This is a genomic window from Saccharothrix sp. BKS2 (assembly GCF_047689505.1).
In the GTDB taxonomy this organism is placed as follows: Bacteria; Actinomycetota; Actinomycetes; order Mycobacteriales; family Pseudonocardiaceae; genus Actinosynnema; species Actinosynnema lopnurensis.
Genome location: NZ_JAUQOL010000019.1, coordinates 1 through 13,441, shown reverse-complemented (window position 1 = coordinate 13,441; position 13,441 = coordinate 1). Strand labels below are relative to the sequence as shown.

Here is a 13,441-nt window from a genome sequence, read left to right as displayed (position 1 = left end):
CTCCCCACCACCCCTCGCGAGTCGTACGTCCAGACCCACCGTGTCGTACGTCCAGGACCCCCGAGTTCAGCGTTCAGGACCGCGCTCGCCACCCGATAGGTGAACCTGAACGTTGAACTCGGGGGTCCGGAACGTACGACTCGCGCGACCTGGACGTACGACTCGCGGGGTCGCGTAGGTTGGGGGAGTGGGAATCGGTGAGGTGGGGACGGGTGGCGGGGGGAAGGCGCCCACGCCGTTGGCCAAGAGGGTGATCCCGCCCAACCCGCTGCTGTCCGCCGCGGTGGTGCTGGGGTTCGTCGGGCTGCTGTACGTGGTCGAGGCCGTCGACGTGGTGCTGGGCGGCCGGTTCGACGACGACGGCGTGCTCCCGCGCGACTTCTCCCAGTGGGACAACATCATCTGGTACCCCTACCTGCACGCCGACTGGGCCCACCTGACGGGCAACGCCGTGCCGCTGCTCGTGCTCGGCTTCCTGGCCACCTCGGGCGGCATCAAGCAGTTCCTCCAGGTCACCGCCGTCATCTGGCTCACCGGCGGGCTCGGCACCTGGGTGGTCGGCTCCTACGGCAGCCACATCGGCGCGTCCGGCCTGGTGTTCGGCTTCCTGGCGTTCCTGCTGGTGCGCGGCCTGTTCGCGCGCAGCCCGTGGCAGGTCGTGGTCGCCCTGGTCGTCTTCGCGCTCTACGGCACCGCCCTGTGGGGCGTGCTCCCCGGCCAGCCCGGCATCTCGTGGGAGGGCCACCTGTTCGGCGCGCTCGGCGGCGTGCTCGCGGCGTGGGGCGTGGCCCGCGACGCGCGGGCTAACCTCGGGGTGTGACTCCGAGCTCCGACTCCCCGATCGGGATCTTCGACTCCGGCGTCGGTGGGCTGACCGTCGCCCGCGCGATCATGGACCAGCTGCCCGAGGAGCGGATCCGGTACGTCGGGGACACCGCGAACTCGCCCTACGGCCCCCAGCCCATCGCCCGGGTCCGCGAGCACGCCCTGAAGATCGCCGACCGGCTCGTGGCCGACGGGGCGAAGCTGCTCGTCATCGCCTGCAACACGGCGTCCTCCGCCTGCCTGCGCGACGCCCGCGAGCGCTACGACATCCCGGTGGTCGAGGTCGTGCTGCCGGCCGTGCGCCGCGCGGTCGCCACTACCCGCACCGGGCGGATCGGCGTCATCGGCACCGCGGGCACCGTCACCTCCGGCGCCTACCAGGACGCGTTCGCCGCGGTGCGCGACGTCGAGGTCACCGCGGTGCCCTGCCCCCGGTTCGTGGACTTCGTCGAACGCGGCACCACCTCCGGCCGCCAGGTCCTCGGCCTCGCCCAGGCGTACCTGGAGCCGCTCCAGCGCGCCGAGGTCGACACCGTGGTCCTCGGCTGCACCCACTACCCGCTGCTCACCGGCGTGGTGCAGATCGTCATGGGCAACGACGTGACGTTGGTCTCCAGCGCCGAGGAGACCGTCAAGGACGTGGTCCGGGTGCTGACCGAGCGCGACCTGTTCCGCACGGGCGCGCCCGACCAGGTGTTCTCCTGCACCGGCGAGGTGGCCTCCTTCGCCAGGCTGGCCCGCCGATTCCTGCCCCGGTTGGAAAACGCCTCCTTCCGCCCCCACTGCTGAGCCGGCACGCTCGCCGGGTGCTGTTGACCACCCTGGGCTGCTCGGGCAGCCTGCCGGGCCCGGACGGCCCCGCATCCGGCTACCTCGTCGAGGCGGACGGCTGCCGGCTCGCGATCGAGCTGGGCAGCGGCGTGCTCGCCGCCCTCCAGTCGCGCCACGACCCGTTCTCGATGGACGCGCTGCTGTTCTCCCACCTGCACCCGGACCACTGCAGCGACTTCACCACCCTCGCCGTCATCCGCCGCTACCACACCGACCCGCCGCACGACACGACCGAGCACCGGCTGCCCGTGCACGGGCCGTCGGAGAGCGCCGACCGGTTCGCCCGCGCCTACGCGGAGACCGCCGAGGAGCTGCTCGCCACGGACCTGTCCGACGTCTTCGAGTTCCACACCCTCGTCGACCGCGCCCCGTTCCGCGTGGGCCCGTTCGAGATCACCCCGGTCCGCGTCGACCACCCCACCGAGGCGTACGGGTTCCGCATCGCCACCGGGTCCGCGACCCTCGCCTTCACCGGCGACACCGGGCCGTGCGACGCGCTGCGGACCCTGGCCGACGGCGCGGACGTGCTGCTGTCCGAGGCGACCTGGACGCACGCCGACGACCGGCCGACCGGTCACCACCTGTCCGGGGTGCAGGCGGGGGAGCTCGCGGCGGCCGCCGGCGTCGGCCGGCTGCTGCTCACCCACGTGGCCCCGTGGACCGACAAGGCCGCCGTGCTGGCCGAGGCGCGCGGCCGCTTCCCGGGCCCCGTCGAGCTGGTCGTCCCGGGCGGCACCTACGCGGTTGACGAACCGGTGGTCCGGGTAATCGGCGGCCATGGCAACTGACGTCGTCGAACTGATCCTCGAAGACCACCGGAGGTTCGAGGAGCTGTTCCGCCAACTGCGTGACCGGAACTCCGACCGGACGGCCCTGCTGGGTGAGCTGGCCGCGCTGCTCGTGGCCCACGCCGAGGCCGAGGAGTCCGAGGTCTACCCGGCCCTCAAGCGCTACAAGGAGGTCGACAACGACGAGGTCGACCACGGCGCCGAGGAGCACGCCGAGGGCCACCAGGCCCTGCTGGCGCTGATGGAGGTCACCGACACCGAGTCCGAGGACTGGGAGAGCAAGCTGGAGGAGCTGGTCGAGGCGCTCAACCACCACGTGGACGAGGAGGAGCGCACCATCCTCAACGACGCCCGCGAGCAGGTGGACGACTCGCGCCGCGCCGAGCTGGGCAAGCTCTTCCTGGAGATCCGGCAGGACCGCCTGGACGACGACTGCGGCGACATCTCCTACGTGCGCCGGATCGCGGCCGACACGAAGGACCGGATCGACTAACGTCGGCCGCGTGGCGAACGTCGAGGTGCGCAGGGTGGGTCGGCACGACTTCGTGGCGGAGAACGACCGGGGCGCCTCGGTGCGCCTCGGCCGCTCGGGCGCGGAGGGTGCCTTCTCGCCCGTCGAGCTGCTGCTCGCCGCGGCGGCCGGCTGCGCGGTGGTGACCGCGGAGACGCTGGTCACCCGCCGGGTCGGCGAGGGGGGTCTGGTGGCCCGCGCGCGGGACGTGCGGCCCGAGGGCGCCCACGAGCTGGACGCCATCCCCATCACCCTCGACTACGACACCTCGGCCCTGGACGACGAGCAGCTGGCGGCGCTGGACCAGGTCGTGCGGCGGGCGGTGGAGCAGCTGTGCACCGTCACCCGCACCCTGAAGAAGGCGCCGCCCGCGCCGCTGATCCTGCCGGGCCCGGTCCCGCCGGGCCCGGTCGGCCGGCCCACGTTCGGCTAGCCCCCGATCCCGTCCCACACGGCCGTGGAGCCGCTGTGCCCGATGCGGACCACCTGCACGGTCGCCGCCACGCCCGCCGCGATCACCAGCACGGCCACCACCGCGCAGATGCGCCGCCACGTCCCCGGCACGTTCCCGTCGTCGGCCGCCGCCGCGCGCTCGCGGTCGGCCAGCCGGCCCGCGACCAGCAGCGCGACCACCGCCACGCCGAAGCCCAGCGCGAACGGCAGCAGGTCGTTGCCCAGCGAGGCGTGCCGCTCGATCAGCGGGTTCCCCAGGGCGGCCATCTGCGCGTACAGCTGGTCGCCGGACCACTGGGCCAGCGGCACCGAGCCCACGCCCGCCACCGTCACGCCCAGCAGCGGCCACGTGTACCGCCGCCGCCAGCGCGGCACCACCGCCAGAGCGACCGCCCCCGCGGCGGCCAGCGGGAGCAGCACCACGACCGCGTGGACCAGCAGCGGGTGCGCGGGGAGGCCGAAGATCTTCACCAGGTCGCTCGCGAGTGCCATGCCTCTCCCTACGCCGGTGGGCTGTCCCCGGGTTCAGCGCAATAGGGTAGTGCCGTGCTGAGGAGCGATGGCAGGAACGACGACGTGCTGCGCGACATCCGGATCACCCGCGGCTTCCAGCAGTGGCCCGCCGGGTCGGTGCTGATCGAGTTCGGCAACACCCGGGTGCTCTGCGCGGCCAGCGTGACGGAGGGCGTCCCGCGCTGGCGGTCCGGCTCCGGCCTGGGCTGGGTGACCGCCGAGTACGCGATGCTGCCGTCGGCGACGCACACCCGCGGCGACCGCGAGTCGGTGAAGGGCCGAGTCGGCGGCCGCACGCACGAGATCAGCCGCCTGATCGGCCGCGCCCTGCGCGCCTGCATCGACCTGGCCGCACTGGGCGAGAACACGATCGTCATCGACTGCGACGTGATCCAGGCCGACGGCGGCACCCGCACCGCCGCCATCACCGGCGCGTACGTGGCCCTGGCCGACGCCGTGACCTGGCTGTCCGCCGCCAAGCGCCTGGCCGACCCCCAGCCGCTGTCGTGCGCGGTGTCGGCGGTGTCCGTCGGCGTGGTGGACGGCCGCGTGCGGCTCGACCTGCCCTACGAGGAGGACTCGCGCGCCGAGGTCGACATGAACGTGGTGGCCACCGACGCGGGCACCCTGATCGAGGTCCAGGGCACCGGCGAGGGCGCCACGTTCGCGCGCTCCACGCTGGACAAGATGCTGGACGTGGCCCTGGCCGGGTGCGCGGAGCTCAACCGCCTCCAGTCCGAGGCGCTCGCCCTGCCCTACCCCGGCGTGCTGCCCGAGCCGAAGGCGAGGAAGAAGTGAAGCTGCTGCTCGCGTCCCGCAACCGGAAGAAGCTCGCCGAGCTGCGCCGCATCCTGCTGGCCGAAGGGCTGGCGGGCATCGAGGTCGTCGGCCTGGACGACGTGCCGGAGTTCCCCGAGGCGCCGGAGACCGACCCGACGTTCGAGGGCAACGCCCTGGCCAAGGCGCGCGACGCCTTCCGCGCCACCGGCCTGCCGTCCGTGGCGGACGACTCGGGCATCGCGATCGACGCGCTCAACGGGATGCCGGGCGTGCTGTCGGCGCGGTGGTCCGGCCGGCACGGCGACGACCTCGCCAACACCGAGCTGGTGCTCGGGCAGCTGCGCGACGTGCCGGACGAGCGCCGCGGCGCCGCGTTCGTGTGCACCGCGGCGTTCGTGTCGGGGAACGCGGAGGTCGTGGTGCGCGGCGAGTGGCGGGGCGCCATCACCCGCGAGCCGCGCGGCGCGAACGGCTTCGGCTACGACCCGGTCTTCCGCCCGGAGGGCCACGACGTGACGTCGGCCGAGCTGTCGCCGGAGGAGAAGGACGCGCTGTCCCACCGGGGCCGTGCGCTGCGCCTGCTGCTGCCGCACCTGCGGGAGCCGGCCCGGAGCTGACCCCGGCGGACCGGGCGGGCAGCCGGGCCGGCGGACGGGCCGCCGGTCAGGCGGGCAGCTCGCGCAGCAGCTTGGCCACGTGCCCGGTGGCGCGCACGTTGTACATGGCCTTCGTGATCTTCCCCTCGGGGTCGACCAGGAAGGTGGACCGGATCACGCCCATGATCCTCCGGCCGTAGTTCAGCTTCTCCCCGTACGCGCCCCACCGGGTGAGCACCTCGCGGTCCACGTCGGCCAGCAGCGGGAAGTCCAGGCCCTCGGCCGCGGCGAACGCGGCGAGCTTCTCCGGCTTGTCCGGCGAGATCCCGACGACCTCGTAGCCGGCGGACGCCAGCGCGGCGGTGCTGTCGCGGAAGTCGCACGCCTGCTTGGTGCACCCCGGCGTGCTCGCGGCCGGGTAGAAGTAGACGACCACGGAGCGTCCCAGGTAGTCGGACAGCGAGACGGGCTTGCCCCCGCTGTCGGGCAGCGTGAACGCCGGGGCCTGGTCGCCGGGGGACAGGCGCTTCTGCTCGGTCATGGGGCGAGACGCTACAGGTCAGGTCCTGCCCTCGAACGTGGCGTTCGGCTCCTGCCCGGCCCCGTTGGGCTCGATCACCAGGCGCAGCCGCACCGGGTGCTCGGGCACGGCGAAAGCCATGGTCAGCACGGTCTCGCCACCGGGGGCGACCTCGCTGACGGCGGCCGCGATCCCGTTGAGGCCCTGCACCGAGTCGCGCACCTCGGCCACCGGCGCGCCCGCGATCTCGGCCCGCACCGCGAGCCCGCTGGTCCGGTAGACCTCCTTGGTGTTGTTCACCAGGGTGAGCGTGAACACCGCGGCGCGCGGGGACTGCGGGAACGAGGTGTCGCTCGGCTTGAGCGAGGTCGGCTGGGACACGGTGACGGCCATCCCGCCGGCCCACACGCGCTGCGTGCCGAACTCGGTGGAGGCCTGTCTCGCGGCCGCCTCGGGACCCTGCTCGGCCACCGCGGAGGGCGCGGGGGCGACGGGGTCGATGCCGGTGTGGTCCGCACACCCCGCCACGGCCAAGCCCAGGCATGCGCCGACGGCCAGTCTGGCGAACTTCACGAACCTCCCCTTCCCGCCCCGGCGGTGGGCTTGCTGCGACTGCCACCACCATGACGGGGCGGAAGGGTCCGCGGGGGCGGATCGGGGGCCTTGACGCGCACCTGGTGCCTGCCCGTGGCCAACCCGTGATGGCGCACGGCTGCCCGCGTGGGCGGCGCCACACCGGGCGGCGCCCACGCGGGTCGGCGGCGGCCGAGCCCCGGCCGGCGAACCGACCGGGAGTTGGAGAGCGCGTCGGGGGGCGTGCGCGCTCACACCGATCATCGCGGTCCACCCGCGAACCGCTACACCTCGACTTCGGTCTTCACCCGTTCGGACGAACGATCGAACAGTTCGGCCAGCAGTTCGTACGACCGGAGCCGGTCCCGCTGCTCGGCGACCATGGTGGTCACCATCAGCTCGTCGGCCCGGGTGTCGTCGAGCAGCCGCCCGAGCTGCGCCCGCACCGTCTCGGGGGAGCCCAGCACCTGCTCGGCCCGCCGCTCCTCGATGAACAGCAGCTCCAGGTCGGTGTAGGGGTGGGCGGCGGCCTCCTCGTTGGTGGGCATCCGCCCCGGTCGGCCGCTGCGCAGGTTCAGGAAGGCCAGCGAACCGGGCATCGCCAGGTACTCGGCGCGCTCGTCGGTGTCCGCGACCAGCACCGAGGCGCAGACCACCGCATAGGGCTCGGACAGCCGCGCCGACGGCCGGAACCGCTCCCGGTACAGGGCCAGCGCGGGCAGCGTGTTCTGCGCGCTGAAGTGGTGGGCGAAGGCGAACGGCAGCCCGTTCACGGCCGCGACCTGGGCGCTGTAGCCGCTGGAGCCGAGCAGGAAGACGTCCGGCCTGTTGCCCTCGGCGGGCACGGCGTCCAGCGGCTCGCTGCCGGCGAAGTAGCCGGTCAGCTCGGCGAGCTGCTGCGGGAAGTCGTCGGCGGACAGCGGCCCGGCGGTGCGGCGCAGCGCCCGCGCGGTCCGCTGGTCGGTGCCCGGGGCGCGCCCGATGCCCAGGTCGATGCGGCCGGGGTGCAGGGCGGACAGCGTGCCGAACTGCTCGGCCACCACCATCGGCGGGTGGTTGGGCAGCATCACGCCGCCCGACCCGACCCGCAGCGTGGTGGTGGCGTCGGCGACGTGGCCGATCAGGACGGCGGGGGACGAGCTCGCGATGCCGGGCATGTTGTGGTGCTCGGCCAACCAGAACCGGGTGAAGCCGAGCCGTTCGACGTGCCGCGCGAGTTCGCGGGTGTGGGCGAACGCGGTGCTCGCGTCCCCCGAGGTGGTGATCGGGGCCAGGTCCAGTGCGGACAGCGGCACGTCGCGGAGTCGGCTCATACCCGGTGGCAACGCCCGCGGGTCCCGCTGCCTTCCCGCGCGCGCGGGGTGTGACCACCGCGACCCGCGGGCGGGGAAGCGGCGCGGCGCGCGGGGCGTTGTCCGGGACATGGACGTGGTGGTCGTCGGCGCCGGTCAAGCGGGTCTGTCCGCCGCTTACTTCCTCAAGCGGGCCGGCCTCGACCACCGCGTCCTCGACGCCGAGGAGGGCCCCGGCGGCGCGTGGCGGCACCGCTGGCCGTCCCTGCGGATGGCCACCGTGCACGGCATCCACGACCTGCCCGGGGCGCCGTTCGCCGAACCCGACCCGGACGCGCCCGCCCGCCGGGTGCTGCCCGCCTACTTCGCCGACTTCGAGCGCCGCAACGACCTGGACGTGCTGCGGCCGGTCCGCGTGCGCGCCGTGCGCGACCTCGGCGGGCTGCTCCGGGTCGAGACCGACCGCGGGGCGTTCGACACGCGCGCCCTGGTCAACGCCACCGGCACCTGGACCCGCCCGTTCTGGCCCCGCTACCCGGGCCAGGAGCTGTTCCGGGGTCGCCAGCTGCACTCGTCGGGGTACCGGGGGCCGGCGGAGTTCGCCGGTCGGCACGTCGTCGTGGTCGGCGGCGGCACGTCGGCGGTCCAGCAGCTGCTGGAGATCGCCGGGCACGCCGCGGGCACCACCTGGGTCACCCGCCGCGAGCCGGAGTTCTCCGACGAGCCGTTCACCCCCGAGCTCGGCCGCGTCGTCGTGGCGGAGGTCGAGCGGCGGGTCCGGCTGGGCCTGCCGCCGCGCAGCGTGGTCGGCGTGACCGGCCTGCACCTGACCCCGGCCGTGCGCGAGGGCCTGCGGACCGGCGTGCTCCACCGGCGGCCGGTGTTCGAGCGGATCACCGAGGACGGCGTGGTCTGGGCCGACGGCACCCGGCAGCGCGCCGACGCGATCCTCTGGGCGACCGGCTTCCGCGCCGCGCTGGACCACCTCGCCCCGCTGCGCCTGCGCGAGGCCGGCGGCGGCGTCCGGCTCGACGGCACGCGGGTCGTGGCGGACCCGCGCGTGCACCTGGTCGGCTACGGCCCGTCCGCCAGCACGGTCGGGGCCACGAGGGCGGGGCGGGCCGCGGCGAAGGAGCTCAGGTCGCTGCTCGCCCGTCCGCGGGCCGCCTGACCGGTCTCAGCCCGACCAGCTTCTGCCGGACCACCCGGGCGGCCACCGCCAGCCTGTACCGCAGCACGTCCAGCCGGCCGACGTCGCACCGGGCCAGGAACTCGCGGGCCGCGGGCGCCTCGAAGAACCACGGGGACAGCGACGACGGGTCGTTGAACCCCTCCCACAGCTGCTCGGCGATCCCGGGGTGGCGGGACGCGGCGAGGATCAGCTCCTTCTGCGCGGCGGTCATCGGCGCCAGCATCCGGTTGGTGAACTCGTTGGCGTGGCGCCCGCGCTCCCACCACTCGTCGAACCGCGAGGTCAGCCAGTCCGCGGTGTAGGGACCGTCGAACGCGGCCAGCTCCTCGGCGAAGAACCGCGCCATCCGGGTGGCGTTGTTCGCGCCCTGCCCGGTCAGCGGGTCGTTGAGCACCACCGCGTCGCCGAGGCCGAGGACGTGCCGCCCGGACGGCAGCACGCCCACGGGTCTGCGCACCACCGGCAGGATCTCGCCCTTGATCCAGGTCACCGGGGAGGTCGGTCGGGCGGGCCGGAGGAACGCCGACTCGTGCGGCAGCAGCTCGTCCACCACCTCCTTGAGCACGGCCAGCCCCTCGTCGGCCGAGGTCACGCCGCAGAACCGGTCCGCCCGACCGCCCGGCGCGGCCTCCAGCACGACGCTGCGCGACTCGCCGACGTCCCGGTCGTGGAAGGGGACCCAGAACACCTCCACGGTGCCGGGCAGGAACGAGAACACGCCCTCCCGGTGCTCGGGGCGGGCGGCCAGGTCGTACCCGTGGATGTTGATCATGAACAGCCTGCGCTGCGGCTCGGTGTGCACGCACCGCACCGGGTCGGGCTCGAACAGGGAGCCCGCCCCGGTGCCCGCGGTGACCACGACCAGGTCGTGCGTGGCGGCCAGCTCCTCCAGCCCGGCCTCCGTCACCGCGCCCACCGTCACCGACGCCCCGCGCGCCCCCAGCTCCCGCAGGCCGCGCGAGAACTTCAGCCGCTGGTCGACCGCGAGCGCGGGCTTGCGCAGCGGCGCGTCCACGGCGAACGCCGCGTCCCGGTCCCCGGTGCACAGGTCGAGGTGGATGCGCCGCATCCGGGGCGCCTCCGGCCAGAAGTCGAGGCCCAGCTCCGCCTCGTACTCCACCTGGTCCCCGAACAGGCAGGCCGTCGGCCGTCCGCGGCCGGCGAGGAGTTCCTCGGGCGTCCGATCGGAGCACAACGACACCCGCCACCCGGCCCGCAGCAGGGCGGCGGACAGCACAATACCGGCTTGACCTGCGCCGACGACGGCGATTGAGGGCACGTCAAGAGATCCTCGGTGGCCCGGAGCGGGTGGCGCCATAGCACGTTCGGGTTCACTGACCCGCGCCACGTGCACTGGGGGTTGCGCGTCGTTGCCGGTTCGTCACCCGAATTCCCCACCGCTGGGGTGAACCCGCTGGTGGCGGTGTGCGCGCGACCGGGCGCGGGTGCCGTCGCGGGGTGGGGGCGACGGGGCCCCGGGTGGTCACCCGGCGTGGGCGCCGCCGGGCCGACCCGGGGGCGGGCGGTTCGGTACCTCGCAGTGCGCGCCCCCGGTCTGTTCGGCGGGGTCGCGCCGGAGGAGCACGTCAACGCGGTCTTCGACGGATCGGGCCCGTCCGCTGTGGACGGCCGTCACGGGCGCTACCCGCGCGCGTGGGACTCCTCGTCCTCTTCCTCGTCCTGTCCGCGCTGCCGCACCCGGGAGACCACGAACCACACCACGGCCACCACCGCGAGGCCCAGCACGACCTTCGACACGATCCCCAGGTACTGGTCCACCACGTGGTAGTTGGCGCCCAGGAAGTAGCCCGCGAGGATCAGCGCGGTGTTCCAGATGAGGCTGCCCGCCGCGGTGAGCAGGGTGAACAGCGGCACCGGCATCCGCTCGACACCGGCCGGGATCGAGATGAGGCTGCGGAACACCGGCACCATCCGGCCGAAGAAGACGGTGCTCTTGCCGTGCCGGTGGAACCACTGCTCGGCCCGGTCCACGTCGGACACCTTCATCAGCGGCATCCGCTCGGCGATGCGGCGCATCCGCTCACGCCCGAGCGCGACGCCCAGGTAGTACAGCAGCAGCGCGCCGATCACGGAGCCCGCGGTGGTCCACAGGATCGCGGCGAACAGGCTCATCTTGCCCTGGCTCGCGGTGAAGCCGGCCAGCGGCAGGAAGACCTCGCTCGGCAGCGGGGGGAACAGGTTCTCCAGCGCGATCGCGAGCCCGGCGCCCGGCGCGCCCAGCTTCTCCATCAGGTCGGTCACCCACGAGACGACATCCATGATCCCAAGTTACGAACGCGCCGGCGTGGTCACCATGAAGTCGTCCTCACACCCGCGCGCGGAAATCCCGGCACGGATTCGGTGGACGACCGCCGGTGGCGGAACCCCCCGGTGCGGGAGCACCCTCGGCCACGCGCTCAGGACGACCGCGCTGCGTGCGCGGCCAGCCCCCTGGCGTAGCGGGAGATCACGGCCTGGAGCACCAGGCGGTGGAGCCATCCCGTGCCCCGCACATCGGCCTCGAACGACGAGTGCCAGTGGATCACCGTCCCGGCGCCGTCCGGCGAGAGGTCGATGAAAGCCCGGTAGTCGTGTATCGCGAGACCGGACAGCAGGACGTAGCCCACCCGCCCGTTCGGCGTCAGTTCGACGACCTCCTCCCGAGTGAGCGCCTTGCGGCCTTTGTTCCTGAATACCCGGATCTCGCCGACTCCACGCGCGTCCCCCGCCCGTTCCCGCTCGTACGACACGACCGGTGACCACTCGGGCCAGGTGGAGCTGTCGGCGGCCAGGCGGAACACCGCTTCGGGTGATGCCGCGCTGCGCACCGTGACCCCTATTTCGTGAACCATCTGGTACATGTACCATGTGGTACATGAGGGGACAAGGGGCCAGGCAGCGGCTGCTGACCGCCGTGGTGGAGCACCTGGCCGCGCACGGCCTGGGCGAGGTCAGCCTGCGCTCGCTCGCGACGGCCGTCGGCACCAGCCACCGGATGCTCATCTACCACTTCGGCTCCAAGGAGGGCCTGCTGGTCGAGGTGGTCCGGGAGGTCGAGGAGAACCAGCGGGCGGTGCTGACCTCGCTGCGGACCGACGAACCGGCCGAGGCGGCGCGGGAGTTCTGGCGGGTGCTCACCGATCCGGCGCTGCGCGCCCACGAACGGCTGTTCTTCGAGCTGTACGGGCAGGCGGCGCAGGGCAGGCGGGGCACGACCGCGCTGCTGGACGGCATCGTCTCGCGGTGGGTCGAGCCGGTGGCCGCCGTGGAGCGCGCCCGGGGGTTCGCCCCGGAGGTGGCCGAGGCCCGCGCCCGGCTCGGCCTGGCGGCCGCGCGCGGCCTGCTGCTGGACCTGGTGGCCACCGACGACCTCGACGGGGTGAACGCGGCGATGGAGCAGTTCATCACCGCGATGCACGGCTGACGGGGGCGGCTGACCGGGCGCTGCCGACCCGGGGCGCTGTCGACCGAGCCGCTGCCGACCTGGCCCGCCGGCGCAGAGCCCGGCCAACTAGGATCGCGTCACGTGAGGCGCATCCCGGTGGTGGTCGTGGCCGGTTTCCTCGGCGCCGGCAAGACCACGCTGCTCAACCACCTCCTCGCCCGCGCGCGCGGCACCCGGGTCGGCGTCGTGGTCAACGACTTCGGCGCGATCGGCATCGACGCGATGAGCGTGGCCGGGCAGGTCGACTCGACGGTGTCCCTGGGCAACGGCTGCCTGTGCTGCGCCATCGACGTCTCCGAGCTCGACGAGATGCTGGCCAGGCTCGAACCGCGGGTGGACGTGATCGTGGTCGAGGCCAGCGGGCTGGCCGAGCCGCAGGCCATGGCCCGGATGGTGCTGGCGAGCGAGAACCCCCGGCTGTCCTACGGCGGCCTGGTGCTGCTGGTCGACGCGGCCGAGTTCCCCGACGACCTCGCCCGGCACCTGCGGGTGGCCGACCTGGTGGTGCTGAACAAGGTCGACCGCGCCGCCGACCCGGCCGCGCTGGAGGCCGAGGTCGACCGGCTCAAGCCCGGCGTGCCGGTGGTGCGGGCGGAGTTCGGGCGGGTCGACCCGGAGCTGCTGTTCGACCCGCGACCCCTGGTCCGCCACGGCCAGCTGTCGTTCGAGGACCTCCTGGCCGAGGACGAGGGCGCGGCCGACGGGCACGAGCACGACCACGTGCGCTACGAGAGCGTGGCCTTCACCGGCGGCGCCCTGAACCCCGTGCGGTTCACGGCCTTCCTGGACCGCCGGCCCCGGGGCCTGTACCGGATCAAGGGGTTCGTGCTGTTCGACGTGCCCGGCCACCGGCAGCGGTTCTCCCTGCACACCGTGGGCGCGTTCCTGAGGTTCGAGCGCTCGGCGTGGGAAGGGCCGCGGCGCACCGAGCTGGTGCTGATCGGCACCGGCCTGGACACCGCCGCGATCCGCGCGGAGCTGGCCGCGTGCGCGGAGGACGACCCGGCCTCGGTGAACCCGCAGTCCATGCTGGAGGTGCTGCGGCACCTGGCCTGAACGGGAGACCTGGCCTGAACGGGAGACCTGGCCTGAACGGGAGACCTGGCCTGAACGGGAGACCTG

General features: G+C 73.7%; 17 protein-coding genes. 10 read left to right on the top strand and 7 right to left on the bottom strand.

Going from position 1 to position 13,441, the window contains the following annotated elements:
* The first annotated feature begins 193 nt into the window (after nt 1–193).
* Genes Q5530_RS32615 through Q5530_RS32595 form a run of 5 tightly spaced genes read left to right on the top strand, consistent with a single transcriptional unit; the run spans nt 194 to nt 3,388 of the window.
* Entirely contained in the window at nt 194–820 is a 627-nt protein-coding gene (locus Q5530_RS32615) for a rhomboid family intramembrane serine protease (protein WP_415366738.1), read from the top strand.
* Nucleotides 817–1,614: a glutamate racemase gene (gene murI, locus Q5530_RS32610; protein ID WP_415366647.1), complete on the top strand. Its 798-nt coding sequence runs from the start codon at nt 817–819 to the stop codon at nt 1,612–1,614. Before Q5530_RS32615 ends, murI begins: the two co-directional genes overlap by 4 nt.
* Nucleotides 1,615–1,631: 17 nt before the next feature.
* Nucleotides 1,632–2,444, top strand: coding sequence for an MBL fold metallo-hydrolase (locus tag Q5530_RS32605; protein WP_415366646.1), 813 nt, complete (start codon nt 1,632–1,634; stop codon nt 2,442–2,444).
* Nucleotides 2,434–2,937, top strand: a complete 504-nt coding sequence (locus tag Q5530_RS32600; protein ID WP_415366645.1) for a hemerythrin domain-containing protein — start codon at nt 2,434–2,436, stop codon at nt 2,935–2,937. The genes Q5530_RS32605 and Q5530_RS32600 overlap by 11 nt, the downstream gene beginning before the upstream one ends.
* Nucleotides 2,938–2,947: 10 nt before the next feature.
* Nucleotides 2,948–3,388 (top strand): OsmC family protein, encoded by a 441-nt coding sequence (locus Q5530_RS32595; protein WP_415366644.1) that lies wholly within the window; start codon nt 2,948–2,950, stop codon nt 3,386–3,388.
* Here Q5530_RS32595 and Q5530_RS32590 read toward each other — a convergent pair.
* Nucleotides 3,385–3,900, bottom strand: a complete 516-nt coding sequence (locus Q5530_RS32590; protein WP_415366642.1) for a DUF2231 domain-containing protein — start codon at nt 3,898–3,900, stop codon at nt 3,385–3,387. The genes Q5530_RS32595 and Q5530_RS32590 overlap by 4 nt on opposite strands.
* A 54-nt stretch (nt 3,901–3,954) precedes the next feature.
* Here Q5530_RS32590 and rph point away from each other — a divergent pair, with 54 nt between their 5' ends.
* Nucleotides 3,955–4,719, top strand: a complete 765-nt coding sequence (rph, locus tag Q5530_RS32585) for a ribonuclease PH (RefSeq protein WP_380639275.1) — start codon at nt 3,955–3,957, stop codon at nt 4,717–4,719.
* On the top strand, nt 4,716–5,318 hold the full coding sequence (gene rdgB / locus Q5530_RS32580) for an RdgB/HAM1 family non-canonical purine NTP pyrophosphatase (protein WP_415366640.1): 603 nt from the start codon (nt 4,716–4,718) through the stop codon (nt 5,316–5,318). The genes rph and rdgB overlap by 4 nt, the downstream gene beginning before the upstream one ends.
* A gap of 46 nt (nt 5,319–5,364) precedes the next feature.
* Here rdgB and bcp read toward each other — a convergent pair whose 3' ends face one another.
* From bcp to Q5530_RS32565, 3 genes are all read right to left on the bottom strand, one after another.
* Nucleotides 5,365–5,838 (bottom strand): thioredoxin-dependent thiol peroxidase, encoded by a 474-nt coding sequence (gene bcp, locus Q5530_RS32575; protein WP_415366639.1) that lies wholly within the window; start codon nt 5,836–5,838, stop codon nt 5,365–5,367.
* A gap of 18 nt (nt 5,839–5,856) precedes the next feature.
* The gene (locus Q5530_RS32570; RefSeq protein WP_415366638.1) at nt 5,857–6,390 is read right to left on the bottom strand and encodes a hypothetical protein; all 534 of its coding nucleotides are present in this window, start codon (nt 6,388–6,390) and stop codon (nt 5,857–5,859) included.
* Nucleotides 6,391–6,674: 284 nt separating this feature from the next.
* A complete protein-coding gene (locus Q5530_RS32565; protein WP_415366637.1) occupies nt 6,675–7,703 on the bottom strand; it encodes an LLM class flavin-dependent oxidoreductase in 1,029 nt (342 codons plus the stop codon).
* Nucleotides 7,704–7,812: 109 nt separating this feature from the next.
* Between Q5530_RS32565 and Q5530_RS32560 the strand changes: the two genes are divergently transcribed.
* On the top strand, nt 7,813–8,853 hold the full coding sequence (locus tag Q5530_RS32560) for an FAD-dependent oxidoreductase (protein ID WP_415366636.1): 1,041 nt from the start codon (nt 7,813–7,815) through the stop codon (nt 8,851–8,853).
* Here the strand turns inward: Q5530_RS32560 and Q5530_RS32555 are convergent.
* From Q5530_RS32555 to Q5530_RS32545, 3 genes are all read right to left on the bottom strand, one after another.
* Nucleotides 8,819–10,153: a styrene monooxygenase/indole monooxygenase family protein gene (locus tag Q5530_RS32555; RefSeq protein WP_415366635.1), complete on the bottom strand. Its 1,335-nt coding sequence runs from the start codon at nt 10,151–10,153 to the stop codon at nt 8,819–8,821. The genes Q5530_RS32560 and Q5530_RS32555 overlap by 35 nt on opposite strands.
* 362 nt (nt 10,154–10,515) lie before the next feature.
* Nucleotides 10,516–11,154, bottom strand: a complete 639-nt coding sequence (locus Q5530_RS32550; RefSeq protein ID WP_415366634.1) for a DedA family protein — start codon at nt 11,152–11,154, stop codon at nt 10,516–10,518.
* A 137-nt stretch (nt 11,155–11,291) separates the two neighbouring features.
* A complete protein-coding gene (locus tag Q5530_RS32545) occupies nt 11,292–11,735 on the bottom strand; it encodes an SRPBCC family protein (RefSeq protein WP_415366633.1) in 444 nt (147 codons plus the stop codon).
* Nucleotides 11,736–11,749: 14 nt separating this feature from the next.
* On the opposite strand from Q5530_RS32545, the gene Q5530_RS32540 reads away from it, so the two are divergent.
* Nucleotides 11,750–12,298, top strand: a complete 549-nt coding sequence (locus Q5530_RS32540) for a TetR/AcrR family transcriptional regulator (protein WP_380639257.1) — start codon at nt 11,750–11,752, stop codon at nt 12,296–12,298.
* A 102-nt stretch (nt 12,299–12,400) separates the two neighbouring features.
* Complete coding sequence (locus tag Q5530_RS32535; protein WP_415366632.1) at nt 12,401–13,375, top strand: CobW family GTP-binding protein; 975 nt, start codon at nt 12,401–12,403, stop codon at nt 13,373–13,375.
* The last annotated feature ends 66 nt before the right edge of the window (nt 13,376–13,441 follow it).